The sequence below is a fragment of the Alphaproteobacteria bacterium genome, assembly GCA_016722515.1.
Classification (GTDB): Bacteria; Pseudomonadota; Alphaproteobacteria; order Rickettsiales; family JADKJE01; genus JADKJE01.
Map to the genome: position 1 here is coordinate 368,401 of JADKJE010000003.1, position 24,355 is coordinate 392,755.

The 24,355-nt window shown below is 40.5% G+C and carries 29 protein-coding genes; 6 read left to right on the forward strand and 23 right to left on the reverse strand.

All coding sequences use genetic code 11. The features are described 5' to 3' along the window. Positions 1 to 56 precede the first annotated feature (56 nt). From IPP74_10245 to IPP74_10275, 7 genes are all read right to left on the reverse strand, one after another. Positions 57 to 266, reverse strand: coding sequence for a hypothetical protein (locus IPP74_10245; GenBank protein MBL0319648.1), 210 nt, complete (start codon positions 264 to 266; stop codon positions 57 to 59). Between the two features lie 143 nt (positions 267 to 409). Next, complete coding sequence (locus IPP74_10250; GenBank protein ID MBL0319649.1) at positions 410 to 2,320, reverse strand: phage terminase large subunit family protein; 1,911 nt, start codon at positions 2,318 to 2,320, stop codon at positions 410 to 412. 3 nt (positions 2,321 to 2,323) lie between these two features. Next, a complete protein-coding gene (locus tag IPP74_10255; protein ID MBL0319650.1) occupies positions 2,324 to 2,857 on the reverse strand; it encodes a hypothetical protein in 534 nt (177 codons plus the stop codon). Between the two features lie 9 nt (positions 2,858 to 2,866). Then, positions 2,867 to 3,502: a ParB N-terminal domain-containing protein gene (locus IPP74_10260; GenBank protein MBL0319651.1), complete on the reverse strand. Its 636-nt coding sequence runs from the start codon at positions 3,500 to 3,502 to the stop codon at positions 2,867 to 2,869. Then, positions 3,495 to 4,394 (reverse strand): DNA cytosine methyltransferase, encoded by a 900-nt coding sequence (locus IPP74_10265; GenBank protein MBL0319652.1) that lies wholly within the window; start codon positions 4,392 to 4,394, stop codon positions 3,495 to 3,497. The genes IPP74_10260 and IPP74_10265 overlap by 8 nt, the downstream gene beginning before the upstream one ends. Positions 4,395 to 5,040: 646 nt before the next feature. After that, positions 5,041 to 5,313 carry a hypothetical protein gene (locus IPP74_10270; protein MBL0319653.1) on the reverse strand — a complete coding sequence of 91 codons (273 nt, stop codon included), beginning with the start codon at positions 5,311 to 5,313 and terminating at the stop codon, positions 5,041 to 5,043. A gap of 191 nt (positions 5,314 to 5,504) precedes the next feature. Further along, on the reverse strand, positions 5,505 to 5,669 hold the full coding sequence (locus IPP74_10275; GenBank protein ID MBL0319654.1) for a hypothetical protein: 165 nt from the start codon (positions 5,667 to 5,669) through the stop codon (positions 5,505 to 5,507). A gap of 150 nt (positions 5,670 to 5,819) precedes the next feature. On the opposite strand from IPP74_10275, the gene IPP74_10280 reads away from it, so the two are divergent. After that, positions 5,820 to 6,137 carry a hypothetical protein gene (locus IPP74_10280; protein ID MBL0319655.1) on the forward strand — a complete coding sequence of 106 codons (318 nt, stop codon included), beginning with the start codon at positions 5,820 to 5,822 and terminating at the stop codon, positions 6,135 to 6,137. 27 nt (positions 6,138 to 6,164) lie between these two features. On the opposite strand, the gene IPP74_10285 is transcribed toward IPP74_10280, so the two are convergent. The 11 genes from IPP74_10285 to IPP74_10335 all read right to left on the reverse strand — a co-directional run bounded on the left by IPP74_10285 (position 6,165) and on the right by IPP74_10335 (position 11,015). After that, complete coding sequence (locus IPP74_10285; GenBank protein MBL0319656.1) at positions 6,165 to 6,458, reverse strand: MazG-like family protein; 294 nt, start codon at positions 6,456 to 6,458, stop codon at positions 6,165 to 6,167. A gap of 14 nt (positions 6,459 to 6,472) precedes the next feature. Continuing rightward, a complete protein-coding gene (locus tag IPP74_10290; GenBank protein ID MBL0319657.1) occupies positions 6,473 to 6,973 on the reverse strand; it encodes a hypothetical protein in 501 nt (166 codons plus the stop codon). A 240-nt stretch (positions 6,974 to 7,213) separates the two neighbouring features. After that, on the reverse strand, positions 7,214 to 7,579 hold the full coding sequence (locus IPP74_10295) for a hypothetical protein (protein MBL0319658.1): 366 nt from the start codon (positions 7,577 to 7,579) through the stop codon (positions 7,214 to 7,216). 9 nt (positions 7,580 to 7,588) lie between these two features. Next, positions 7,589 to 8,371, reverse strand: coding sequence for a hypothetical protein (locus IPP74_10300; protein ID MBL0319659.1), 783 nt, complete (start codon positions 8,369 to 8,371; stop codon positions 7,589 to 7,591). Beyond that, positions 8,368 to 8,676 carry a hypothetical protein gene (locus tag IPP74_10305; GenBank protein ID MBL0319660.1) on the reverse strand — a complete coding sequence of 103 codons (309 nt, stop codon included), beginning with the start codon at positions 8,674 to 8,676 and terminating at the stop codon, positions 8,368 to 8,370. Before IPP74_10305 ends, IPP74_10300 begins: the two co-directional genes overlap by 4 nt. A gap of 15 nt (positions 8,677 to 8,691) precedes the next feature. Continuing rightward, positions 8,692 to 9,237, reverse strand: coding sequence for a hypothetical protein (locus IPP74_10310; GenBank protein MBL0319661.1), 546 nt, complete (start codon positions 9,235 to 9,237; stop codon positions 8,692 to 8,694). 3 nt (positions 9,238 to 9,240) lie between these two features. Beyond that, a complete protein-coding gene (locus IPP74_10315; protein MBL0319662.1) occupies positions 9,241 to 9,858 on the reverse strand; it encodes a hypothetical protein in 618 nt (205 codons plus the stop codon). A gap of 3 nt (positions 9,859 to 9,861) precedes the next feature. Next, entirely contained in the window at positions 9,862 to 10,062 is a 201-nt protein-coding gene (locus IPP74_10320; protein ID MBL0319663.1) for a hypothetical protein, read from the reverse strand. Positions 10,063 to 10,222: 160 nt separating this feature from the next. After that, the gene (locus tag IPP74_10325) at positions 10,223 to 10,522 is read right to left on the reverse strand and encodes a hypothetical protein (protein MBL0319664.1); all 300 of its coding nucleotides are present in this window, start codon (positions 10,520 to 10,522) and stop codon (positions 10,223 to 10,225) included. Next, a complete protein-coding gene (locus IPP74_10330; protein ID MBL0319665.1) occupies positions 10,522 to 10,806 on the reverse strand; it encodes a DUF2312 domain-containing protein in 285 nt (94 codons plus the stop codon). Before IPP74_10330 ends, IPP74_10325 begins: the two co-directional genes overlap by 1 nt. A 2-nt stretch (positions 10,807 to 10,808) precedes the next feature. Continuing rightward, positions 10,809 to 11,015 (reverse strand): hypothetical protein, encoded by a 207-nt coding sequence (locus tag IPP74_10335; GenBank protein MBL0319666.1) that lies wholly within the window; start codon positions 11,013 to 11,015, stop codon positions 10,809 to 10,811. Between the two features lie 621 nt (positions 11,016 to 11,636). On the opposite strand from IPP74_10335, the gene IPP74_10340 reads away from it, so the two are divergent. Further along, entirely contained in the window at positions 11,637 to 14,426 is a 2,790-nt protein-coding gene (locus tag IPP74_10340; GenBank protein MBL0319667.1) for a hypothetical protein, read from the forward strand. Between the two features lie 118 nt (positions 14,427 to 14,544). Here the strand turns inward: IPP74_10340 and IPP74_10345 are convergent, their stop codons facing one another. After that, positions 14,545 to 14,838 carry a hypothetical protein gene (locus IPP74_10345; GenBank protein MBL0319668.1) on the reverse strand — a complete coding sequence of 98 codons (294 nt, stop codon included), beginning with the start codon at positions 14,836 to 14,838 and terminating at the stop codon, positions 14,545 to 14,547. 311 nt (positions 14,839 to 15,149) lie between these two features. Between IPP74_10345 and IPP74_10350 the strand changes: the two genes are divergently transcribed. From IPP74_10350 to IPP74_10360, 3 genes are all read left to right on the forward strand, one after another. Continuing rightward, positions 15,150 to 15,950: a GNAT family N-acetyltransferase gene (locus IPP74_10350; GenBank protein ID MBL0319669.1), complete on the forward strand. Its 801-nt coding sequence runs from the start codon at positions 15,150 to 15,152 to the stop codon at positions 15,948 to 15,950. Positions 15,951 to 16,072: 122 nt separating this feature from the next. Further along, positions 16,073 to 17,527 (forward strand): hypothetical protein, encoded by a 1,455-nt coding sequence (locus IPP74_10355; GenBank protein MBL0319670.1) that lies wholly within the window; start codon positions 16,073 to 16,075, stop codon positions 17,525 to 17,527. Continuing rightward, the gene (locus IPP74_10360; GenBank protein MBL0319671.1) at positions 17,512 to 18,021 is read left to right on the forward strand and encodes a hypothetical protein; all 510 of its coding nucleotides are present in this window, start codon (positions 17,512 to 17,514) and stop codon (positions 18,019 to 18,021) included. The genes IPP74_10355 and IPP74_10360 overlap by 16 nt, the downstream gene beginning before the upstream one ends. Here the strand turns inward: IPP74_10360 and IPP74_10365 are convergent. From IPP74_10365 to parC, 3 genes are all read right to left on the reverse strand, one after another. Further along, on the reverse strand, positions 18,013 to 18,507 hold the full coding sequence (locus IPP74_10365; protein MBL0319672.1) for a hypothetical protein: 495 nt from the start codon (positions 18,505 to 18,507) through the stop codon (positions 18,013 to 18,015). The two genes, IPP74_10360 and IPP74_10365, sit on opposite strands and share 9 nt — an antisense overlap. 78 nt (positions 18,508 to 18,585) lie before the next feature. Further along, positions 18,586 to 19,839, reverse strand: a complete 1,254-nt coding sequence (locus tag IPP74_10370) for a Y-family DNA polymerase (GenBank protein ID MBL0319673.1) — start codon at positions 19,837 to 19,839, stop codon at positions 18,586 to 18,588. Positions 19,840 to 20,036: 197 nt separating this feature from the next. Then, a complete protein-coding gene (parC, locus tag IPP74_10375; GenBank protein ID MBL0319674.1) occupies positions 20,037 to 22,256 on the reverse strand; it encodes a DNA topoisomerase IV subunit A in 2,220 nt (739 codons plus the stop codon). A 270-nt stretch (positions 22,257 to 22,526) separates the two neighbouring features. On the opposite strand from parC, the gene IPP74_10380 reads away from it, so the two are divergent. Next, positions 22,527 to 23,219 (forward strand): gamma-glutamyl-gamma-aminobutyrate hydrolase family protein, encoded by a 693-nt coding sequence (locus IPP74_10380; protein ID MBL0319675.1) that lies wholly within the window; start codon positions 22,527 to 22,529, stop codon positions 23,217 to 23,219. A 17-nt stretch (positions 23,220 to 23,236) separates the two neighbouring features. Here the strand turns inward: IPP74_10380 and IPP74_10385 are convergent, their stop codons facing one another. Next, positions 23,237 to 24,010: a hypothetical protein gene (locus tag IPP74_10385; GenBank protein ID MBL0319676.1), complete on the reverse strand. Its 774-nt coding sequence runs from the start codon at positions 24,008 to 24,010 to the stop codon at positions 23,237 to 23,239. Positions 24,011 to 24,355 lie beyond the last annotated feature (345 nt).

The following is a 24,355-nucleotide window of genomic DNA, read 5'->3' on the forward strand; positions in this document are numbered from 1 at the left end:
TAACTTATATGTCTAATTTCCAACTTATTGCCTCTGGATTAGCTATTATTAGCCAATTATCCCTTTGACATAAGTTCACTAAGTTCTTTCCAACTTTTATGTTTTCCATTCTTTTTGGTTGTTCTTCCTTCACACCAAGTGATACCAGTTTTTCCAAGATATAAATCACCAAGATGTTTTCCTCCTTTAGGCTCATTGATTTGAAATTCTATGCCATTTTTAGGAATATCAAAGATACCTATAAATTTCTTAATTTTAACATCCATAAAACCTCCCTTTGTTATTCTCTGAGTATCCCCCTTGATGGTTAACAAACAGACGGTAATTTAGGGTGTTTTTTGAATCTCCTTTATTCTATAAACAATGATTTTGATGGTGCACACCGCTTTATCGAAGGTTTTAACTGACTTTACCAATTATTTGCGAATCCGCGCTTTCTCTTTATGGGTTTTTTATGCTGTTTTAAAGGCAAAATCGTCTTTTCTTCTTTCTCTTTTTCAGTTGGTGCAGTTTTTTCACCAATTCCCCATTTCTTTTCAAATTGATCCCATACTGAGTTGCGGTTAACACGGGTATAAACAAACTGTAAGGCGGCGTAGGCATATACCTCACAGTCTAAAGCCTCATTCCTGGCATTGTCTTTCTTAATCCAAACCCTAGTAGGGTATCCATTTTTATATTTCGTTACCTGTTTTTCTGCCGTTAACTGCTTATAATATTCCAATTCCAGACCAAGCGGCCAGTGATAAATGCCAGGGCCGGCCTGTTCTTCCATTTTCAGGCGTGAATATATTACCGCTTTTATGGTGTCCGTTCCTATAGGGTACAATTCCGCGCCTTTCTTGATCGTTTGATTTTTAAAATTTATATCCTGCTTAGAAGGCTTACCTAGTGGTGGTTTACCCGATCGCGATTGTCCTTTTACTGCTATGATATGGTGTTTACGCCGCTCTCGGCAATAAATATAGACCTCGTGTGTATGGTGTCCACCAGTATCCACCGCAGCCGCCGTTACTTTCATCTTAGCACCGGATGCATGGGTGAATTCAGTATTGATCAACATACTATCCAATTGTTGCCATATTTCGCGCTTGGCGGGATCACCGTGAATTTCTGCCCAGTTAACTAACCAGTTTTCTTCATCCCTTCCCCAGGCACGTATAACAACGGCCAGGCGATTATCTTGTACATCCACACCGGCAGTAAGTACGATACCTCCTTGCGGTACGGTATAAAGATCATATTCTTCTGCACGTTGTGCTATTCCCTCAGCTCCCACTTTAGCACTGTATGCTTCTTCCCAGGTTTCCCCCAGGATTGTGTTTGTCCATTTCTTTAATTTTGGTGGATCATTCTTGGATTCCAGGAAATCCCGTACTATATCCCCCCATGAAAACCACCCTAAAGGGCTGTATAATGATGACACGTGAAATCCAACAGTCTTATCATCCCCTGGTGCGGTAGACCTCCACTCCCCCTTTAATAGCATTTCCGTTTTATGATATTCAGAAATCAACGCCCCACATGCTTCACATAATAGCTTAGCCGTTTCTGGTATGTCTTTTTCCCATTGTATATTTTTCCAACGCATCCAATCCATGTTGCCACAATGTGGGCATGGCACGAAATACCGGCGTTTGTCGCTCTTCTCATATTCGCTTTCAATCTTGCTTGCATCTTTAATAGTGGGCGTAGATACCAGGAAGATTTTACGTCTTGCAAATGTAGTTGTTCTTCTTTCTGCTAAACCGGCGGGGTCACCCTCCCCATCTACATCAAATGGGTAAGCGTCTACTTCATCTAAAAAAAGATACCTGACTGGCATTGACCGTAAACCCACAGCACTATTCGCACCTGTCATTACCAGCACCCCGCCGGTAAAGTCTTTGACCAACTGCGTATTGCCACTATCGCGTTTTCTTGCGGGGCTTATGCGTTCGTTTAATGCTGGCGTTTCCTCAATCATCGGGGCTATACGTTGCTTACTATATTTTTTTGCCGTATCAACTGTGGGCTGCACCATCATCATTGGCCCTGGCGCATGATGAATTACATACCCTAGCCAGTTATTACCACATTCCGTTCCCCCAACCTGGGCGGCTTTCATAAAAATTACACGCTGCACCGGACTATGAGGGCTTAAGCAATCCATTACTTCACGTAGATAGGGTGTTCTATCCGTACGCCATCTACCAGGCTCCGCCGCCGCCTTCTGTGGCAATACCCTAAATTCATCCGCCCATTGTGAAACGGTTAAATCAGGTTCTGGCTGCAATCCAGCAACAAAGGATTGCTTGACGATCAAAGCAGGATCATGCATGTACTACCCTAAATTTATTCCATCGTCGTACATATCCTTGTCAAAGCCAACCAGGGTAAATATGATTTCATCTTTTATTTTCTTATGTATAATTTTTGGGTCAGTAATCCCTACCAATTCAGGCCCTAATCGATCTGCTATATTAAGCAAGGAATCTCTTAATACCCTACCTGTTTTAAACATTTCATCACGCACTTTTTGCGCCTCAACCAGCAATCCCATGCGCTCATTATATTCCAGTTGTGCTATTTTTGCTTTATAGGTTATCAACGCATTCCTGGCGGCCATGGCAACATTTTTTTGATCCCCACCCTGGATTCCTTTAACGAAATCCTCTCCTATGTTATCATGCTTCCTGGATTTCTCCTTATTTGTATTGATCTCATATTCAGCATTGGCCAATTCTTCATCAAGATAAATCAGCTTTCCTTTTTTTATTACAGATTTTGAAAGTCTTCCCGAATTGATGGCCTTTATTATAGCTTGGCGCGTCACTCCCTTACGTGCAGCATAATCCTTCAAAGATATTTCCTTCATAACTATCCCCTAAGCTATATCATTATACTTTTCACCTGTTTCAACTGATACAGCATCTAATCCTGTGTATTCCTGCCAAGCCTCTATCATAGCTTCCAAATCACCGTCAACGCTTTCACCAGCTTTCAATAAATGCTTACCCAATCGCCAACATTCCTCATTTTCTTTTGTTTTATTATCTTCAACCGGCTCTTGTTCCTCAATTTCAATATCAATATCAGGTAATAACTCCTTTAATTCTTCATCACTAAAACCCAATAAATCTCCTTCAAACCCAAAGTCTTGCAGCTTCATAAGCTCCGCTCCCAATAGGTGATTATTCCATGTAGAGTTAAGAGCAATTTTATTATCAGCAATGAGGTAGGCTTGGCGTTCAACGTCATCAAGATGTTCTAAATAAATTGCTGGAATAGCCATTAACTTCAATTTCTTAGCTGCCCAATACCGGCCTTCACCTGCTATTAATTTATTTGCAACATCTATTAATATAGGATTATTAAAACCGAATTTAACAATTGATTCCGCGATCTGGTCTATTTGTTCTGGTGAATGAACCCTTGAATTGTATGGGTTTGTCTCTATTGCTCCCAACGATACATATTCAATTTTTAATGTTTTGTTTGATTTTGATAATTTATTAGTCATTTAATATACCTTTTTGTAAGTTGTAGTTTTTAATTGCTTCACCAATATAATAGGCAATATGGGGAACTATGGCGTTTCCAAGTGCTTTGTTTCTTTCTTCCATACTTTCAGAATAGGCAACAATTCTCTCCATTCCTGGATTGTTAATGCCGTCCATCCAGGTGGGAACCCCATCAATGATTCTACCCAATCGGCATTCAGTATCTTTTGCCGCCCCTCGCAGGAATCCCCACTTAAGAATTCGCCGCATCCATAACCCAAGGTTGGTTCCAGGATATTTGTGCACGGCGTAATTCCAGAATACATCACCTGTTCCAATAGATTCCCTGGTGGAAGCGTTTTTCTTCCTGTTGATAGCCTCCATTTCCTCCTTCTTTCTATCCCTGCACGGCTTCGCTTCCCAATCATCGTAGCTGTTGGAGTGAGCCACAATCCAAAGCCTTTCCCTGTGATGTTGCGCTCCAACGGCGCAAGCTGGAACAACAAACGGCCAGACTGTGTAGTTCTCGTTTTCCATTTGTGTGGCAACGTTTTCAAAGCCCTGTTCAACGTGGCCAAGAACGTTTTCACAAACAACCCATTCTGGTTTGATAACTCGTATAATTCGCAGCATTTCCGGCCAGATATATCTGCTATCCTTTTCACCTCTTCTTTTTCCGGCAAAACTGAATGGCTGGCAGGGGTAGCCCCCGCAAATAAGTTGAATTGCTCCATGGTTCCCCTCTGGTTTGAATTGATAGATATCTGGAATTATGGGAATACCTGGAAAGTTTTTCTTTAATACTGCTTGGCAGTAAGGATCATTTTCACAGAAGGCCACTGTTTCAAAACCAGCGGCTTCAAAACCTAGTGAGAATCCCCCGATTCCTGAAAACAAATCTAATACTCTCACAACACTATCCCCCAATAGCCTTTTCTCATTTTGACAACCAACATACTTTGGGTTGTCAAAGTTAAAATCTTGACAACCTCTACATTTTGGGTTGTCAAAATGCGGTTGTCAGGTTGCCTATCAAGCTATTGATTTCTAATGTTTTTGATTAATGCGCCCCCCCAGGCAACCACTAGTGTAACCCAAAAAAAATTCTGACGCTAGCGTTATGTCGGGGTTCGAATTACCCCGTGAAGCACATTCTTACCAAGTACCTTTTGGGGGTGGGGTGGTGGACACGATGGAAGATCATTACTCTTACAGTGCTACCCTCAGTGTCAGGTCCGCGCGGACAATCGCACACATTACGCTCGCACAGCTCGCCTTTCGGCTCCGTAATGCCTGTGGTTATACACACACCGCACCGTGCCCACCAAAGCCCGTTTCGTATGGCTTTGGAAGAGACGGTCTAGTTGCATGGCTTACTCCTTAATTGTTCGCGTTTATCTCTTAAATAAGAAAATAACTGGCCTCCTGTGAATCCTCCTATGCCATACCACATATTATCGATACCACACCAAAGCCCTAAAGAAAATGGAATTAGCAACATTAGGTAAATCAGCAAACAATTAATTTCTAATTTCATCTTTTTTTATTGTTATTATGATTAATTATTGTCATCCCCAAACTCCTTAAGCTTGTCATACATAAGCCCCATAACCTCTGCATCGTTCAGTTCATCATAATAAACACCGGTTGGTTCACGAATTTGTTCTGCTGTAGGCAATTCCCTGGCCAGGGCTTTGATGGCTGCTTTTGCTTGCTCTCTAAACTCTTTCCTTAGTAAGTAACAGGCTGGCCGATCATATATGCTTTCCTTATAAGTAAAATCGTGTATCGCAATAGCCATAGCCTCTATGATTTTTTCAAAGTCTAGCATCCAAATACATCTTCAATGTTTCATTGTTTTTTTCTGTAGTTCCGTAATATAGTCGCGGATTATTCTGGTGTTTTCTATACGAAGCCGTTCTATTTCTTCTTCTTTGTCCGCCCTTATTTTAGCATCAAGCAAAGAACATGATCCTACTATTAATAATGACATACATATTAGAACTGGATTTAGGCCAAATGTTATTTGCATGATTTTTCCTTTTCATCTACCTTTTCCTTTAATGTACGCTCCCAGTCACGTAGCTTATTCTGTAAATGCCAAGCAACATCGAGGTTTATGTCAGGCAAGTGACGCAATGTGAAGAGCACTAAACCAATAAAGCCTATGACGAATATTAATTGCATGACTTGCTCCTTAGAGTAAATTGTTGACTTTGTGATAAAAATTTAGGCATTTTAAGTTTCCTTATCTGGCATAATAGTGCGGCCAATTTTAGACTTGATCTTAACCAAAAATTAACTTATAGGATATAGCCTCAATAATGAGGGTGTTATATGCGTTTCATTTATCCATTAATCATTACTCTAGCATTATCAGGATGCGTTGACAACATTACCAACAATCCTAATCGCAAGGAAGTTTCCATTGATGGTAGGGCAATCTACGTTGCCGATCTTGGTAATGGAAAGATAGAGATGCGCCGTAAGGGTGTTTATCATTCAAGGGAAGAAATTCTACACTGGGAAGATTTTCTCAAAGCCGGTGAGCAAGCAACTGGGTGTAAAGTTGAAAACCTCGTTCCAATGGGAAGTATCGGCAATCTGTATTATTGGACGCAAGCAACTATAAAATGCTCTAAATCCGGTCATTAGTATCTTAAGCCAGTTTTATGATAGATTTTATTCTTCACGAACAAATATACCGTCTATCATACGCCCCTTACGATCTTTTATTTCTTCATAAGCCGCATTAATACATTCTTCAATCGTTAATCCTGATTGCTTTGCCAAAATGGTTAAGACAACAACACAGTCTCCTATGCTATCTTTCACAACTTGTTCTTTTGCTTTAGCAATGCCTGCGGCTAACTCACCAACTTCTTCCGTAAGCTTAAGCATTTGGGCTTGGCGCGTTGCTCCTTCAATTAGATTTCTATCATGCGCCCATTGGGAAATTAATTCAAATGTATTCATATTATAATTCCATTCTATAGTTGAGTTTCTCTATTGTTTTGAACGCCGTCCTTCTCTCCAAAAGCAAAGCGCTTATGTTTCTTTCCATCACTATGAACAATAACCCCAGGTAAGGCAATTAGACCTCCCAAAGTGTAGTCACATCCTTTACCTTTCATCTTTTTCTTATTGCCATTAAATGCGGATTCTGTTTTCTCTTTAAATCTCCCAATGCATGAAAACCCTAGATAATCTAGAACCTTCTCTTTATTGACTCCCTCACGCATAAGATCATTTGCCGTTTGGTTTGTCTCACACATGGGGCATTTATAAACCCATTCCTTAACATCCTTCCCAAACAGCCTTTCCCCTTCTTGCATGTATGATTCATATGTTGGGTAAACTACTGGGCTCACGCATGATTTATCCTCCAATACTTTCAAACGATCCTGTATAACATTCAATTCGTCATCAAGAGTACATTGACTGACAACCAAACAGAATAATATAAATGATACCACTTCTTTAAAGCTCATTTAGTTGCTTTATCCTTTTCAATATCGACATTGCAATGGGGGTGGGGATAAATAATATCCACCAGGTTGAAGGGCACATCTTCAAAAGGTAATACATAACTGCTTCACCTTTAATTTTTATCAGTACCAATGATCTTTTTGAACAACACTCACACTTCATGATTGCCGTCTTATACTTCTGTGCAGAAACTTCCTTATGCGCTCTTTTTCCGCAATAGGGGCATTCAATAAATCGGACTGTTAATGTTTTGTTGGCTCTATTACCTGACATGTGCAACCCTCATTATTATTTCTAACGATGTCAATCACCTCTTCACCATTTTGTAAGCCCCTCATCAATCGTGAAGTGAAAAGATTCAATCCCCTTTCTGTGGCTAGTAACACATTGAATTTATGAATTATTAATAATAGCTCATCTTGTGGTATAAAAGATTGCCTGAAATTGATTGATTCTAGAATATTATTCTCTGATTTTTCGGAATGCTCTTCATATATTGCTCTAAGAACTGATGACATATTATTGATATATCTAAAAACATATTCTTTATATGTTTCATTCTCAACAGGCGGCCAATATTCAAATTCTGTTTTAATATTATAGATCATTCATCATTCCTAAAAATAATTAATGGCATTTTGGAAATCGGATAGGGATACTTTCGAGGATGACGTTGCTAGAGCACGTTCTGCCGCTTTAACAAGCTCTTCTTGAAGGTATTGTTTAGTTAATTTCTGTGATATGTCAAACATCAAGAAACGCTTGTTATACTTCGGTTGCTTCACAAAGGCAATCACAAGCCTAATATTGCCACCAGTACGCTGATATATCCCCATAGGCAACCGGCCAGATATAGAATGCTCTTTCACAGCAAAGAATTGTCGTTGAGCTACGCGGGGCTTTCTACCCGATTTATCTGTTCTGTTCTGGTATGAATCAGGGCTTGCTTTGAGGTACGACAATATGGCCGTGATAAAACTGCCACTTAAATTACCGGATGAATCCAACTTTGCTCCCTTGCCTGGAACCGCAAAGTAACCGGCTGGCATAATGCCAGAAAGGATCAATGCGCGTTCAAAGCGTTTATGCTTCCTTGATCCACCATGCACTTGTGGCATAAGGTATGTGCTGGCAGGCGTACCCTTTGGGGCAAAGTCCCTTAATCCAACTTCCGCTTCCAATTTCTGTTTGGTAGCTGGTTTGGTCATCAAGCTATTAAGCGTAAAGCGGGTTGGCCGGTCAAGGGACATAGGCATGTTTGCTTTCAAAGCCTCTTTGATCCTACCCGTTGTTTTATTCATTGCCAGCGATACTATGAAAGGAAACTGGCGCGGTTCCAACACCTCAAAACGTTTCAAGGTTTCTGCGATGTCGGTTTTAACACTTAGGGTAATACTCATTTTAGGGGTTCCTGTGCATGTTTCCAGAGATGTTCTTTAACACCTTCTTCAATGATATCCTGGTGATCCTGTTCAAGGCCAGAAAAAGCCCTTATGGCATTTCGCACAAAATGAACACTGCAAGCATATACAAGATGCAAATCATATTCTGTTAGTGGTATCATATGTGCATTATGATCCTTAAGCCCTTCATAATCAATAATCGGCTGTCCTGGTTTTTCAAAATAGCTTAACACATGCTTACTAAATTTACGCTGCTCGGCCTTGAAAGCTTCTGTCTCAATTAATTCTTCTCTAAATTGCATATACCTTTTTCCGTACTAACTTCTTTCAGATTGTTTTTTTAGTGATTGATATAGAACTTTACCATCCAATTTTAGGACAAATTCTATCCATGGTGTTAAGGATTCATTAATCTGATAAGGAATGCCACACATTTCCCCTTTAGAAGGAATTTGTTCTTCCTCTTTAAATTTTGCCTTAAACCAGTTCATTACATCATACTTTTCAACTAATGGAAGGTCTTTTAATTGATCTGGAAAATCAGGCTTTACTGGTGGAATTTCATATGCTTTTTTAAATCTCTCATTCCGAATAGCATTAATTTGCTTTTCATTTAAGATAGGAATCGCATAATCGCCCAATCTAATTTCATCATCTATACCAGCAATCATATCTTTCATTTCAAACTGATTTCTGATAGCTTCTACTGCTTCATTATTTACTGGTTTATACCAATCTTCATTTTTATTAATAGCATCATCTATTGCATCGCTTATGAGCATCCTTAAGCTTTGATGGCCATGATAATCAATAGCAATATCCATTAACCTAAGTATTAATTCAGCACGTATAAATTCTTTCATATATCATCCTTGAATTTCAAAAGCTAAAATTGATAAATCATTTTCCTGCCATTTCTTAAAGCCAGTTTCAGTAGTCCACTTATCTGCAGGATTTTCTACGCCTGGCACGTTGATCATGTGCAGTTCAATATTGTTTTTCCTAGCTTGGCCTTTCAACACATCACCTTGAAAAGATAACCATTCAGCATCAAGCTTAATCGTTAGCCTAATACCTTGTGCACCAATGCGTTCTTTAACCTTACCTGCTAACCATAAGGCCTTTTTAGCCGCCTCAATTTCTGCTTCAAATTGGGTGGCTGGCTCATGCTCAAAAAACTTCCCATGCCACAAAACACCACCATGCCCATCACACACAGCATAGCGATTAAGCGATTTATCTGCATCCGTGATTAAAGTTAATTCATGGGTGCATATTGCTGCCAGTTGATTTGCTCTTTCAGCATGGTAGGCATTCCTAAGAGCGTTATAATCAATCCCATGCTGTAACAAGGCCTTTTTGAACTGGATAAATGAACCCTTGTTATCAAGGCCTTGGCGTTTAGCCCATTCATTCAGTCCTGGTTGATCCAGCCCCTTTAACACATCAAGCCAGCCTTTCACTAAATCATGAATTGATGACATTGGCTATACTCCCTTCAATTCATCGGTTACATGCCCAATAACTTCATACTGGTTGTGGTCAAGCTTAACCTTTGATTGTGGCTTCCTTGGCACTCTCATAACGCCGTAGATTGATGTATCGGTTGTCCCCGTCACCTGTACAAAACATCCATGCCAAGAGTGGCTTTTATCGATAACCTGTATCACATCGTTTTTACTGACCATATCCTATTCCCATATCCAAATATACTGACACATTAACTTTTCATCATGCACCACAAAACCATTTGAGTTTTCAATGAGTGATCCGCGCCTGGTTTTGTACGCATTATCCCTTGCAACCTTTGCCTGTTCATAGCTAATTAAATCAATCTTTGATACCCCATTATGCGGGGTTAACACCCTCCGCACATGCTTTATTTTCTCCACAATCTTCTCTGATTCCAGTACACCATTCTTTGGCAAGTCCTGCCGCCCCGCGCAGCTCAATGTGTTTATTTTCATACTCTTCATCCCCATAAAAAGCTTCTTCCATTTTCTTGGAAATTGAAATCATAATCAAACTCAATCGTTCAAGCCTGGCGGCTACCCTCAATTTCTGATTTACTCTATCTGCTTGGCGCAATTCTCTGGTTGAAAGACGATAAACCATGTCTGGAATCACTTTTTCCCTGGTAATTTCCATTAAATTCCCTCCATTAAAATTTGCCTATCATCCAGCTTAATTTCCATTCCCAATGCTTCCGCGTAGATATCAAACAACGATTGCTCTTCAGCCATTTTGTTCAAATCCTCCTTCCTGGCACGCAGAATTTTACGCAGAATCTTGATATCAAATCCGGTGTTTTTAGCTGATTGAAATACATGCTTCATGTCCTCAATAACCTTTGCCTTTTCTTTTTCCAGAAATTCCAGTCTATCCACAAATCCCTTCAAATCTTCTTTAGTTTGTTTGGTAACTACGTCCATGTTTATCCCTCTTCCTCACTGGTTAATATTTCGACTGCTTGTTTTACCTTTTCAAGCAACACCTTGAATTCTTTGATTTTCTTTTCACACCAATCAAGCTCTTGGATACCATCACGCCTGATTTTAAAACCGAATGTGTTGTTTTCTTCCCATGTTATCATGATGACTAAATTTTCATGAAAAATAAAGATTCTCATTTCTTTTTGCATTTTACGCCCTCCCTAACCCATTTCTTTTTTCAACAAATGAGCGGCAGAATCCTTCAAAGGCCTTAGCTGGATTTAATATTTTTTTCCGGTTATTTGATCCTTTCCACCAAAGAATCCATTGGTCAAAAACCTCATCCGCGTCCCAATTTCCGATAATTCCCTGAATATATATTATGCGGTTATAGGAGAAGATGAAAACCCCATATACACCTCATAAAATAAGGATAAAAAAGGATAAATAGCAACTACTGGCTAGAAAAACGATTTGATGGAAACATGCATATTGGCACTTGGGCACTAGCCGATTCCCATCCATCTTCATTCCAGAAAACCATTATCCTCCTGGAATTTGCACAGACTCGGCTGCGATGAATGCTCAAGCAGCTTGACGGTCAGGACTGCCTCGCCCCGCTGTTTAGCCCAGTTCAAAATGGTCAGACTTTGTATGTTCTAGGTGAATCTAAATGACTCATGGCCCTTATACCAAGGACATCAACGTTATATAAAAATAAGAACTGTAGGCATTAAAGTGTCTTAAAATATATTAATAATTTTTAAATTGAAAATTTAAACAGAACTATCTAAAAGTACCTACTTAAAATTTGTGGGATTTTAGAGTGTATGGGTAAGAGACAGAAGAACAAAAAAAAACAAAAGGCCAACGCCAAGCCGCCCATGATTGAAAATAATAACGCGATCAATCCCAGTTCTCAAGCTGAGGTAGCTCATCATTCAGGCCCCAATCATACCAATGATTCCGACGTAGGCGTTGAAATACAACAAGCATTATCACCTAGCCCCTATGATCTTGAGCTTATTGAGTATTTTGCTCACAGCAAAGAAATCTATCTCACACATAAAAAGAAGCGTGCAGCGCTGTTTTCAGAATTTCAAAAGAAACGGGGCGAAATTACGGCCTATCATGTGGATATGAGATTATTTCAGCAATATGTTTATTACCTAAAAAACTGGGAACAAGAAACGCATGAATCGATTAAAACCATGAAAGCGTGGTTGAAGAAATTGCCGTTATGTAATTTAGAACCAGAGTATTTTATTGAACGCATGAAGGAAGCCCTCTTCCTACAGAAAATTATTCATATCCAGTTGCAACAATGGTTTCTCAATAAAGAAAACCGCCCCTTAATTGAAGTTAATTATCCCGCTTTTATCCCGACTCTCCTTGTCTATAACGAATTATTTACCAATCTCATATCAAAACTTGCTGATTTAAATTTTGATACGTTTGTCGCTGGCATCCATTACATGGCATCGGCAGTTAATCCTGAGCATCAGGCATTAATGGAACCGTTTGTAAGTGAACTACTGGCCCAGATGAACACCCGGCTGTGGAACAATTTTACGGTGGTGAACCACAGCCTTGTTCACCAGCCATGCTGCGTGTATTTTAACCCCTCACAGCAACAAAGTTTTTTAGAACTTTACGCGATGATCCTTAGCTACCGTATTCAATATTATTTTAAACCCATGAATGAGGCTGGGTTAAAAGGCGCTATTGAGGCATCGGATCATTGGGTGGGTTATTTAAAATCCCAAAATATTGATCAGGCTCCTGCCTTTTTATTATGGCGCAGTGTCATGCATCTCCTCACGGTTGAAAGTTTGCTTGCTGCTAGAAACAGTGATGAAGCAGCATCCAGACATCGTGATTTTCTGGCGATGTGTGACCAGGCGGATCAATCTCCACTCGTTGCAAGCCCCCAACATGATCCTTTGGGTCATGACCCGTTGCGGAAGTTTTTAAATCAAAGCTATGTGCTGGTGATTCAGGCTTATCAAAAGATTGACCATTTCTTTTTAGTGCAGGATGCCACTAAACATGATGACATGTTTAAACTGCTGGATTCTATAGCCAGTTCGGGCACATTGCTCCTTAATAGTTTAAAAGCAATAGCTCCTAATAAGATAGGCACAATGTATCAGTTGTCAGCCTTTCAGTGCCTGAGTGAACAAGACTGGAATGAACAGCTCCAGGAGCTCTCCAAAGTGTTTTATTTTCGTTTTGGCGGCAGTACAATCCGTACCTTATTTAAAAGTGGGGCATCAAAAGCTGTGTATATGCTGATATGCAATGGGTTGATAGCGGAGATCCTGGCTATTAAACAAGAGCTTGCGCTTGAGCAACGATTAAAAGTTCAAAATCAGGCCATAGAACTTTTCAAAATGGCACGGGATATTGTTTCAAATGTGCAGCGTTTAGGCGTTCGTGATTTCTTGGCAATGAATTATGATTCTTCAAACGGGAAAGATCCCGGTTTTGAAATCGTACCCATCAGCGATTATATTTATTCCCTTTCTGAAAATATCTCCCGTACACGACATGCTAAGGCGTTGCTTCTTAAGCATATTGACGATGCCGCACAGGCAAAATCAAAAAGCGCTGAGCTTGCTGCGTATGATAAAAACTTTGAAGACTTGCTTAAAAGTTTTGGAAAACACAGTAATCCCAACAGTAATCCCAAACGGCAGTCACATCAGAATAGAGGCCATCATTCAGCAGGTAAGCTGCTGAAACTAAAATTGGCAAAAAAGAAATCTGGTTCTGAGGCACCCAAACCACAAATCCAAACGATCAAAGAGCAATCAACGCCTAAGCGAAAGCAAGAAAAAGTAACGGATGAAAACCTAGATCCCCGTGTTGATGATCTCTGTCATAAGATTCAACCATTATTTCAGTCAAAAAAATATGCGCAGATTGTTGCCATCTATGAACTGGAATATGAAAAAATTATGAAAGAACAGCCTGGTGACCATGAATATCTTGCCTATCTTGCTTTGTCTGCCGCGCAGTTTGTGTATTTAAACGCTACCCAGAAAAACCGGGGAGAATTCTTAAAAAAAATCGAAACTGCTGTAGGGTATTTTGAAGATAGCCTCTATCATATTGATCATATTCAGGCCACAGCTACACAGTCTGTTAACAGGCTACAGCTTGCTATGTTAAAGGACGAAGCGAAGGAAAAAATTATATCCCTAAATGCGTTGATTTCAGAAGAACACTCAGCCGCTCAAACGCGCTTTGAAGAGGCCAAAAAATTGCGCAGATTATTTGTTATCGAATTGGGTGAAACAATCCTAAGTAAAGATGGCAAAGATATATCGAGTCTTTCCGAGCAGGATAAATTTGCTTCAGGCCTGCAACGCTTTCGGGATATCGGTGAAGAAAAACGTTACCATTATTTATTTGAACACTGGCTTGCCCATCATCCCAACCAACCCTGCCTTTTAAATCATGAAGAATTATTCGCATACGGTAAGACGCAAAAAGTCAAAACCCCCGCTAGTGAAGAAACAAAATATTTCAGGCATTGCACGGTAGAACTCCAGAGGCTAAACCGCTTGCAGGATCGATCACAAGCGCTGATGCCAGCATTATCTCTCGCTGTTTAATATTCCCCTCTTGTCCGTTGTTATGAGCTAAGGAGCAATAAAAGGAGAATGGGAGTTTGCTTGGAACCCCATTTATCTCAGTACTGAGGTTGAATTTTGAGAGGAAATTAGCCCTAACCTACAAAACGCGTAAGAGGATAAAGAGATACCTCAGTGGCCAAAAAATAAGTACATTTATTTTGGTCGATGATGAATTATAGATGGATCTATAAATAATATGCGATGAAATGACGTCCTGTAAAACCAGCCGCTGCAGGATAAGACCGGCGAATACATAAATGACGGCACACAGTGAAAATGGCACAATCGCTAATAATCCAGCCATTATCGAAAATATAAAAGCAATCAGACATACCAGATACAGCCCAATGGCTTTGGTCATCGATATGGGTTCTGGAAGCATATTATTCATGGTTTTCTCAGTCTCTAATGAGTTGATATAAAAATGTCATATAATTCTATAATCATCGGAGCGTTTGTCAAGCGGTTTGTCAGTTATAATTCGGTTTTAATTAAGAGGGTTGTATTCACTAACCATCTGATTTGAAATGATTTATTTCGATTTTACCCTTCGTGCAGAGTGCAGTAGTCCGATATGCATTATAGGGCTTGCTGTTACGGGCTTGCAAATCACCCATGTCCTTATGCTGGTAACCCATGAGTCCTGTTTGCTCGATGCCACGAAATCTGTTAAAATAGACCAGCTCTATGAAGATTAGTATTATGAAGTTTTTACCGCATGATTTTATCATTAAACCTAAATTATGGATGAATCCCTTAACCCATGAAATCTGGCGTTTAATGCCTATTCAGAAAGCGAATGGAACCCTCTCTTATCGTGGTGCATGCTACGAGTCGATTGGTACCATCGACCCTATTGAAATTCATTTTATGGAACAGACGGTTCCGCTGACATATACTAAACGTCCCTTCCCTTCAGACGATTTTAAAATAGTTCCTTTGGTTATAGAAGGTATTAGCCGTACCCACCCTAAGGATGCGGTCATGATCAGCCGTTATCAATTTTTCTGTCTTTATGAAGCCGTTGCTTCCAGTGCATCATGGTGGCCTATGTGTGACTTGCAGTGGAATGTTCATAATTTGTTTGAATATCTTGAATTGTATGGTTTATATTATAAGAAAATGCTCGTTGGATTTGGTGCTCTTCAGCGATATCAGCATCCATTTGAAATAAGCAAATTGATGTATCTGGGGATGATCCCCGCTTACCAGAATACTGGATTAGGTGGAATGTTGTTTGAGTCGATTATGCAAAAAGCATGGCAAGCCCATACGCAAAAAGTGATTTTAGATACGGTGCCTCAGTATGATCTCATGAAAGACGGCACTCCAGCAGCTGACTATTATAAGCGCAAAGGGTTTGTCTTGGTTGAAACACATCTCTGTTCTCAGGATGACACCATTCAGCCTAATCAATTGAACCTTCCTAAATTTTATGCCAATCACCCTGCCTACTATGAAAGCTATCTGCTCCAAAGGCTGATCTTGGCTTTTCATTGTTAAAAATAATATATTTCTTTATTTGTGTTTAATATTTATGTGTTTGTTAATATTATATTGTTACATTTAATTTATTTGATATATTAAAAAGGTATATTAAGAATAGTGTTTTGGAGTATGTGGCTATGCCTGTTTCTATAGAAGTAAACTCTTTTTTTGATCAACAAAAGCATGGACTTTCTGGCCTTGCTCCAGCGGAAACCGTGGACGATGTTATCAGTCTTTTAATCAAACGTACGGGCTCTGCAATGCAGACATTCCTTGAACAGGGGCACTCGGAAAGCGTTCAAAATGAAGTCCATAGTTTTTTTAAAGAGTTCAGTACGATGATGCTTACTGAGATTTCTAAACATGGTTCGGATGATTCCCGCGGTAACTCTAAAGAAGATCCCCAAGCCAGGCATGCACTGCACCTTTTGCAAAAGGATTTTAATACATCCTTCTTTAATAATCTGAATAATATGCTTCAAGCTTCCTCGGATACTATAAATGACCAAATAGGCGAGATGTACGACGAACTGAGCGAAATTAAGATGGATAAACTTGAAGAGATTGGCATAAAGATGCAGGCCTATAAAAATGGAGCCTATTGGATTGAACAAGAGTTTAGAGCTCCTTATGTATCCCCTCACAATGAACAACAATCAAATGTGCAAACCCTAAACCAATATCTCTTTTCTCGAATTAAGCGAGGAGACAGTCTCGATGTTGGTGTGGTGGCGAAAAGGAAACCTCTCGCCAATCAGGAACCTAAGCAAAGAGAATATTGTATTAAGTATCCTACGATCAGTAACAATGATTCCCATATAAGTGGTTGCATAAAAGAAAAACTATGCACTGATGTTGTGCGTGCTGTTCTTCATTCACTCGAGGATAATAATATAAATCCTAACGTTGAGCGGGCACCTAAAATCCACGTTGTTCAATCAACTGATGCAACTAAAGCGGTGTTGAGTTCTAGGTTCCTTCGCAATTACCAAGATATGGATGCTTTTTACCTTCAGCAGATCAGGCAAGAAACGCCTGATCTAGATTTTCACGAGGAACGCGCGAAAATGCATGAAATGGCGTTTACTTTGACACCTGGTATTATGGACGTTATTGCTCTTAAATTAGTCGTAGGCGATACAGATATTCACGAACAAAATCTAGGGATAATTAGTCTTAAAGATAACTCATATGTGGCTGCCATGGTTGATTTCGGCAAAGCGGGGAACTTTTTCAGGGGAAAAACGGGCAATTTTAGGCTTTTTGCCAGATTAGGCACTGATCATGGAGTACCTATAGGACCTGAAGATATTATTCGTTCTCTTCATAGTGGCGTTAACGATATTCCATCCGGCCTGTTTTTAAACCATGAATTTGCAGACGCACTAGAACGTGTCGCCAAATGTGTGGAAACAAGCAAAATTCACATACATCATGCGATCCAGTCAAGTGTTACAAATATTACAGATTCACTTTATCGTGTATTGAGTCACGGTGGTCAACGTGAAAGAGATAAGATCAATTTAGATTTAAAACCATTAGCGCAACGACCACCCTTGATTCTCTTGGTAAGGATATGTGCCAACAAGTGAGTGTACAAGGACAAAAGCTTCAGGAATTTGCAAGTCATATCCGTCTCCAAAGGGCATTGGATACAGGATCGGTTAATGATTTGAATGCAATTTTAAAGACAAATCCAGATATTCTGTCAAAAGAAATTAAATGGTTACCTCATGGTATCAAGGAGGAGCTGCCTGCCCCCATGACAGTAGAGCGCTATGTGGAGCTGAAAGAACTTTCTCAAGAGATTAAAAATGTCATTAATCCAGCAATACAAAAATTAGAAATAGAACCTATCGGGTCAGGACAAACTTCAAATGCTTCGTTAGCAAGCATCAATTCCAACGTGACGTTAGATTTAAGCCAGGTGGGGCCTTATACCAAAAAATATGTTACATCTAAGCCATCCCAAGAAAACAGAAACATCACACCTCCAACTCCAGGAGCAGGAGAAGAAAAGAAATGGGTGGATAAGTCAAAGGGAAAATCTGGTGCGAATGAGAAAGGAAGTCCACCTCTACATTGACATGTATTGTCTGTTGCTTGTCTGTGCACCGACCCTGTTTGAAAAGCCGAGCGATCGTTGATCGGCCTCATGATGATTGCGATGCCATTCATCAATGCATCTCAACAACACTTCACCAAATTCTTTCTTCTCCGCCTGTGTTATCGCCCCTTGTGTTTTCTTATTTAAACGGGGATCATGGACCTTAAGCACATCGGTAAGATCGGTGTCTAATACGTTACCATGTAAAGCCCTATGGATCTTTTTAAAATTTTCTCGGATGACAGAGTGCCCTTCCCCTCGATACGTTCCTTCAAGCCGGTGGCTGAACGCTTCGGTATCGGGTTTCTTGAGATGTTTGACTACATTTAAACAAGCCTCTTTGCTGAGGGGAGTAACGGAAGCCTGCCATAAATTATTAAGAAATCGTTCAACGTAAACGCCAAAGCCATCATGGATAATGCTTTGCTGATCTGAATTGAATATGGTATTTTCGCCATCGGGCATAAAGACTCTTAGTGATGTGATTGAATATGGACTATAACCTATTGTAGTATAATCAATAAATAATATTTATCCAGCATTTTAATTCACCGATGGTAGTTCATCCCAACGGGTGGTGTAGCGGGGGCTTTGGCTGTCTTGCCTCGCCCGCCAGTTTTTTTTAAAACCGGTAGCTAGAAAATGGATTGTTTTCTTACCAAACCGGCGATTGAGACCATCCATAACGGGCATGAGCTGGCTGTGCTTTGAATCGGTTGGAGGAGCAAACAGATTATACTGTAAAGAAGCTGCATCCACTAAATCCAGAAGCACAACCCCTGCTTTTTGATAGCGGTATCCTTTGAGGTATAAATGGCGCACCATCTGCTTCGCCATACTGATAAGATCAGGGGTATAGTCGGTAGCAATAGGAAGAGGCCACATCACTCCTTTGGCATAGGATTTATCCGTTGTTTGAAAGTGATTGGTCCGAATATACACATACATGGCACCTGTAATGCTTTGCTGGCTGCGTAGCCGCATAGCAGCGCTGGTGACATAACAGGCGATTGCCTCCTCCAACTCATGGCACTCTGTGACGGGTTTTCCAAACGAGCGGCTGGCCATAATTTGCTTTTTAGGCTCAATTTCTTCCAGCCCCAGGCAGCTGATGCCGCGTAATTCATCGACAATCCGCAAACCAACGACAGACAGGCAGCTCCGGATAATGTTACGGTTGGCATCACGTAAATCTTTGGCGGTATAAATACCCATGGCTTCGAGTTTTTTAGAAAGCTTAGAGCCGATACCCCAAATATCACCTACAGGAAAGCCGCTCAGGATGCGTTCTTGCAGGCTGGGACTGGAGAGATCAAAGACTCCAGAGACCGTATATTTTTTGGCAATCATATTGGCTATTTTGCAAAGAACCTTGGTCGGGGCAATGCCGATACTTACGGGAATGCCTGTCCAGTCCTTCACCTGCTCACGCAAGGTTTGGCAAAAGGTTTCATGATCGCTGGTTGGGATCGTTGCTAAATGAAGGAAAGCCTCATCAATGGAATAGATTTCATGATCGGGTGCTACCTTCCCTATAATCGACATAACCCGCGCTGACATATCGCCGTATAACTCAAAATTACTGGAAAACACTTCAACCTGGTGCTTCTGGCATTGTTCACGCACTTTAAAAAATGGTGCTCCCATCGCAATACCAAGATCTTTTACTTCCTTAGACCGTGAAATCACGCAACCATCATTGTTGGATAGCACCAACACCGGCCTGTTCCACAGGTGTGGAGCAAAGACGCGTTCGCACGAGACGAAAAAATTATTACAGTCGAGTAAGGCAAACATGATCGTGACTCCACGTTTGATTAGTGTACTCTAATCAAATATGGATGTCAAAGCTGTTAAAATTTTATTCCAGCAGGTGCCTGCACTTTTATGCCACGGATCCGTCAACACCATAGCAAATGCGGCAGATGTTTTTTCTTTATGCGTTTTATTAGGATGCAAAGAACCTCCCAGTCTTAAGCCAGAGATCGCATCGTTTAAAACTTGTTATCGCGAGGAAAACCAACTGGAGGCATGCGTCCTTGTGTGCCGCGTTTACCAAACCAGGCGGTAAGGTCGGTTTCTGTACGGGTGCGGTCACCGAGACGCCAGCTTAAGCCATTTTCTACATTAAAGCTAATCATATCACTTAAATGTGCTTGTTTATATTGCTGGAGTTTAACCCCCTGGCCGCGTTTCATTTCTGGTAATTCAGCTGTTTCAAAAATTAGCATTTTACGGTTAGTGCCAATAACCGCAATACGGTTACCTTCTAATGGGCGTGCAACCAATGCGCGGTCGCCTTCGCCCAGAACCAGAATCTGCTTACCATTTTTCGTTTGTGCCAGCAACTCAGTCGCAGGCACTACAAATCCTTTTCCACCTTCTGAGGCTACCATTACTTTCATATCTTCCTGATAAGGGAACATGCTGATAGGCACTTCTGTATCGGGGATATCGACCAATAATCGTAATGGTTCGCCATAGCCCTTGCCTTTTTGAATACGGTCACACTGGATCGTGTGGAACCGCCCATCACTCGAAAAGACTAACAAATAATCAGTGGTATAGGTTTTGACCACAAAACATTCCTGGTCACCTTCCTTATATTTAATATCATTGGTATCTGCAGAATGTCCTTTGATAGCGCGAATCCAACCTTTCTCTGAATAGAGAATGGTAATGGCTTCTTTTTCAACAAAAGCTTCAATGGATAAAACTTTATCTCCTGTTGGAGCTTCGGCAAAAATAGTCCGGCGTTTGCCAAGCTCGGTATTGGAACCAAAGGTATCGCGAAGTTTTTTGGTCTCTTTGGTAATCATCTGCCAGCGCAGGGCTTCGTCACCTAATAATGTGATCAATGAGTCCTTTTCAGCAGAAAGCGCGTCATGCTCGCGGCGGATTTCCATTTCCTCTAATTTTTTCAAGGAACGCAGGCGCATATTCAAAATGGCTTCTACCTGGACATCGGAAAGCCCCCATTTGGCCATCATCACTTGTTTGGGTTCTTCTTCCTCACGGATAATGCGAATAACTTCATCCAGATTAAGATAAGCGATCAGCAATCCACCCAACACTTCCAGGCGGTGGTCAATATGGCGTAGACGGTTATTGGCTTTGCGCACCAGCACATTCATGCGGTGGTCGAGATATTCCTGTAGCACTTCCCTTAAATCCATCACCCGTGGCACACCATCTGAACCCAACACGTTCATGTTGAGGTTAAAGCGGTTTTCAAGTTCCGTTAGTTTGAATACCGATTCCATCAGCATCTGTGGATCAACCGAGCGGCTGCGTGGTTCTAAAATGATACGGATTTTATCGGAGGATTCATCACGGATATTGCCAAGCAAACTTAATCTTTTAGCTTTAAAGAGCGAAGCAAGCTTTTCAATTAAACGGGATTTTTGAACCTGATAGGGGATTTCGGTAATAACAATCTGGTATAGGCCGTGGCTTAATTCTTCTTTTTCCCATTGGGCGCGGACGCGGATAGACCCCCTGCCCGATTCATACACTTTAATCAGTGCATCATGCGATTCGACAATTACGCCACCTGTTGGAAAATCAGGCCCTTTAACAATGCCAACCAATGTTTCAATTGAAGCAGCAGGATGTTTAATTAAATGAATCAGCGCATCTGCCAGCTCGGCTACGTTATGCGGAGGAATCGACGTTGCCATTCCCACGGCAATCCCTTCCGAACCATTTGCCAATAAATTAGGAAAACCAGCAGGCAGCAATACGGGTTCTTGTTCCGAACCATCGTAAGTATCACGGAAATCAACGGTATCTTCTTCAATGCTATCAAGCATAGCCATGGCTACTTCCGTAAGGCGTGCCTCGGTATAACGCATGGCGGCTGCATTGTCACCATCAATTGAGCCAAAGTTGCCCTGGCCTTCAACCAGTGGATAACGAACCGAGAAACTTTGCGCTAACCTAACCATGGTATCGTACACAGCAACGTCACCATGCGGATGGTATTTACCGATGACGTCACCGACCACACGTGCGCATTTCTTAAAGCCGCTATCAGGTTTAAGTTTAAGTTGGAGCATGGCGTAAAGTAGCCTGCGGTGAACTGGTTTTAGTCCATCCCGAACATCTGGTAATGAGCGTGACATAATCGTAGACATGGCATAAGAAAGATAACGCTCACTCAGCGCATCAGTAAAGGCGACGGGCTGAATATTCTCGATAGCTGGTTCGGTCATAATGGCTCAATAGTCTAATAATGGAAATGTAAGGATTGAAACCCCATTATCCACGAATTTCTTACCAAAGACAAGGTTAGAAAACATATTTTCATAAGCCTAAGCACCAGGGTCATAAAATTCAGAGATTTTGTCTGGTATTTAACATTGTTGTTTGAATAAAATTGAATCTATATAAATTCTATAGGAATTGTGTTGACAAGCACGAAGGGGCCTTTTATACTCTATCTATCTGGTATAGATTTAACCATAAGACGAAAGAGGCTTCACGTGACAGACATTATTATTGGTATCACCACACCAAATGTACGCACTGAAAATGCAATCCGTAAATGGGGGGCAACACCTCTTATTATCGATTCTGCATCGCTTATTGCTGGTCAAGCCTTACATGGTATCATTATCCCAGGAAACCGCTATGACGTCCCTCCTCGCTTATATGGTCAGGAAATTCATCCTCAGACCCAATTAGATGTCTCAACTGAGCGCCTCGATTTTGAAATCGCTGTTATCAACCATGCGTATAAGCAGCAGATACCTCTGCTTGCTATTTGTGGGGGAGCTCAATTATTGAATGTGGTCTTAGGTGGAACCCTCATACAGCATATACCTGATATTAAAAACGCTCAGGTTGACCATCGTCAGCCAGCGGGAACGCTTCAAGATCCTAGCCATTCCATATCTGTTTTGGAATCAAGCCGACGTTTGAGAAAGAGCGCTATTAGCAAAGCCTATGTCAATAGTGACCATCATCAAGCCATTGACGAACTAGGCAAAGACCTTGCTGTCATTGCGGTTGCTGAAGATGGTGTGATTGAAGGTGTAGAACATATGCACCATCCATTTATGATGGGACTGCAGTGGCATCCTGAATATTTTTCTTCAGTGCTCGATGAACCTCTTTTTGATGCTTTTGTTGATGCAGCCTTTATTGCTTCACTCTCAAAACGTTTAGCTGCTTAGGTTGAAGTGCTAGCTTCTTAAAACTTTGTAATGGTGCTTTTTGTATATTGTATTGACCTGTTCCGCCAATCGGCTGTTTGCTCAGAATGTTCATTATATCGTTGAGCAGAGCGTTTAATAAGCTCAACCGAAGATTTAGATACAGCCTTCTCTAGGTGAGACCAGTGTGTGTGTCCAGCTGAAGTTGCATTTGATTGGTTATATAACTCTTTTGCGCTAGCATCCTTGTCTTTAGAAGGCGTGTCTTTTTTTAACCAGTCTCCTAGATATGAAATTAATGTAAAATTATCTTGATGAAATTGTTTTTTCTGTTGGCAATAACCAACGGTCGTTCCATAACGTGCATACGAATCATTGATGGAATAGTTTTTAGTAGAAAAATGCTCATAGATTCTGTTAAAGGCTAACGTCCGATTAATGGATAGTTGTCCCTCTAATGACTGATTGTTATTTATTAAATAAACAGTTATGTCATCCGTTTTAACATTTTTTTCCTGAAGAAACATGGTTACCAGCTCTAGGTCATCATAGTTATCACCGTTAAAATGAGCAGCAGCCGTTACATTTTTTAATCTATTTTCAATAACAAACACAGAACAGCAATATTCTAAGTTGGTAGTGAATATCATTGAAAATTGTTCAGATGGTTTATTTTCATTTAAGAATGGATTTCCCATACTAAATTCTATACCCTTTTCATCAATAATACTTATGCCCAAATCACCAAGATGACGTCTACCTAAGCCAGCAATTGAGTTTGAAACCCAACTAAGTATATCGTTTCTTTTCATGCGATCCTCCATATAATGCTATCTATAAAAAAATAAAATATTATTTTTTATATATAAATATATAATTATACATATAATAATTCAACTTATTTTTATAATCATTATTATGGATATTGCGCAGACCTTTGTAAATTGTAAAAACGAGCAAAGCAAAGCAACCCGTTTAGTTCTGATACCAGCAAGATCTCAGAGGCAAAAGAGACTTTTATATATGTAAAATTATATATAATTCTTGTTATAGCCTAAGAAATATACTATAATTGCGCGACCCAGGATGAAAATCACCCAGATGTAAAGATCATACCTACATAAAGATCAACCGGAGATAAAAACTTAATTCTAAAT

Bases quoted from the DNA above. Each gene is read 5' to 3' on its own strand.
- IPP74_10245 (MBL0319648.1), bottom strand. From the start codon at position 266: ATGGATGTTAAAATTAAGAAATTTATAGGTATCTTTGATATTCCTAAA.
- IPP74_10250 (MBL0319649.1), bottom strand. From the start codon at position 2,320: ATGCATGATCCTGCTTTGATCGTCAAGCAATCCTTTGTTGCTGGATTG.
- IPP74_10255 (MBL0319650.1), bottom strand. From the start codon at position 2,857: ATGAAGGAAATATCTTTGAAGGATTATGCTGCACGTAAGGGAGTGACG.
- IPP74_10260 (MBL0319651.1), bottom strand. From the start codon at position 3,502: ATGACTAATAAATTATCAAAATCAAACAAAACATTAAAAATTGAATAT.
- IPP74_10270 (MBL0319653.1), bottom strand. From the start codon at position 5,313: ATGCTAGACTTTGAAAAAATCATAGAGGCTATGGCTATTGCGATACAC.
- IPP74_10275 (MBL0319654.1), bottom strand. From the start codon at position 5,669: ATGCAATTAATATTCGTCATAGGCTTTATTGGTTTAGTGCTCTTCACA.
- IPP74_10280 (MBL0319655.1), top strand. From the start codon at position 5,820: ATGCGTTTCATTTATCCATTAATCATTACTCTAGCATTATCAGGATGC.
- IPP74_10285 (MBL0319656.1), bottom strand. From the start codon at position 6,458: ATGAATACATTTGAATTAATTTCCCAATGGGCGCATGATAGAAATCTA.
- IPP74_10290 (MBL0319657.1), bottom strand. From the start codon at position 6,973: ATGAGCTTTAAAGAAGTGGTATCATTTATATTATTCTGTTTGGTTGTC.
- IPP74_10295 (MBL0319658.1), bottom strand. From the start codon at position 7,579: ATGATCTATAATATTAAAACAGAATTTGAATATTGGCCGCCTGTTGAG.
- IPP74_10300 (MBL0319659.1), bottom strand. From the start codon at position 8,371: ATGAGTATTACCCTAAGTGTTAAAACCGACATCGCAGAAACCTTGAAA.
- IPP74_10305 (MBL0319660.1), bottom strand. From the start codon at position 8,676: ATGCAATTTAGAGAAGAATTAATTGAGACAGAAGCTTTCAAGGCCGAG.
- IPP74_10310 (MBL0319661.1), bottom strand. From the start codon at position 9,237: ATGAAAGAATTTATACGTGCTGAATTAATACTTAGGTTAATGGATATT.
- IPP74_10315 (MBL0319662.1), bottom strand. From the start codon at position 9,858: ATGTCATCAATTCATGATTTAGTGAAAGGCTGGCTTGATGTGTTAAAG.
- IPP74_10320 (MBL0319663.1), bottom strand. From the start codon at position 10,062: ATGGTCAGTAAAAACGATGTGATACAGGTTATCGATAAAAGCCACTCT.
- IPP74_10325 (MBL0319664.1), bottom strand. From the start codon at position 10,522: ATGGAAATTACCAGGGAAAAAGTGATTCCAGACATGGTTTATCGTCTT.
- IPP74_10330 (MBL0319665.1), bottom strand. From the start codon at position 10,806: ATGGACGTAGTTACCAAACAAACTAAAGAAGATTTGAAGGGATTTGTG.
- IPP74_10335 (MBL0319666.1), bottom strand. From the start codon at position 11,015: ATGCAAAAAGAAATGAGAATCTTTATTTTTCATGAAAATTTAGTCATC.
- IPP74_10340 (MBL0319667.1), top strand. From the start codon at position 11,637: ATGGGTAAGAGACAGAAGAACAAAAAAAAACAAAAGGCCAACGCCAAG.
- IPP74_10345 (MBL0319668.1), bottom strand. From the start codon at position 14,838: ATGAATAATATGCTTCCAGAACCCATATCGATGACCAAAGCCATTGGG.
- IPP74_10350 (MBL0319669.1), top strand. From the start codon at position 15,150: ATGAAGTTTTTACCGCATGATTTTATCATTAAACCTAAATTATGGATG.
- IPP74_10355 (MBL0319670.1), top strand. From the start codon at position 16,073: ATGCCTGTTTCTATAGAAGTAAACTCTTTTTTTGATCAACAAAAGCAT.
- IPP74_10360 (MBL0319671.1), top strand. From the start codon at position 17,512: ATGTGCCAACAAGTGAGTGTACAAGGACAAAAGCTTCAGGAATTTGCA.
- IPP74_10365 (MBL0319672.1), bottom strand. From the start codon at position 18,507: ATGCCCGATGGCGAAAATACCATATTCAATTCAGATCAGCAAAGCATT.
- IPP74_10370 (MBL0319673.1), bottom strand. From the start codon at position 19,839: ATGTTTGCCTTACTCGACTGTAATAATTTTTTCGTCTCGTGCGAACGC.
- parC (MBL0319674.1), bottom strand. From the start codon at position 22,256: ATGACCGAACCAGCTATCGAGAATATTCAGCCCGTCGCCTTTACTGAT.
- IPP74_10385 (MBL0319676.1), bottom strand. From the start codon at position 24,010: ATGAAAAGAAACGATATACTTAGTTGGGTTTCAAACTCAATTGCTGGC.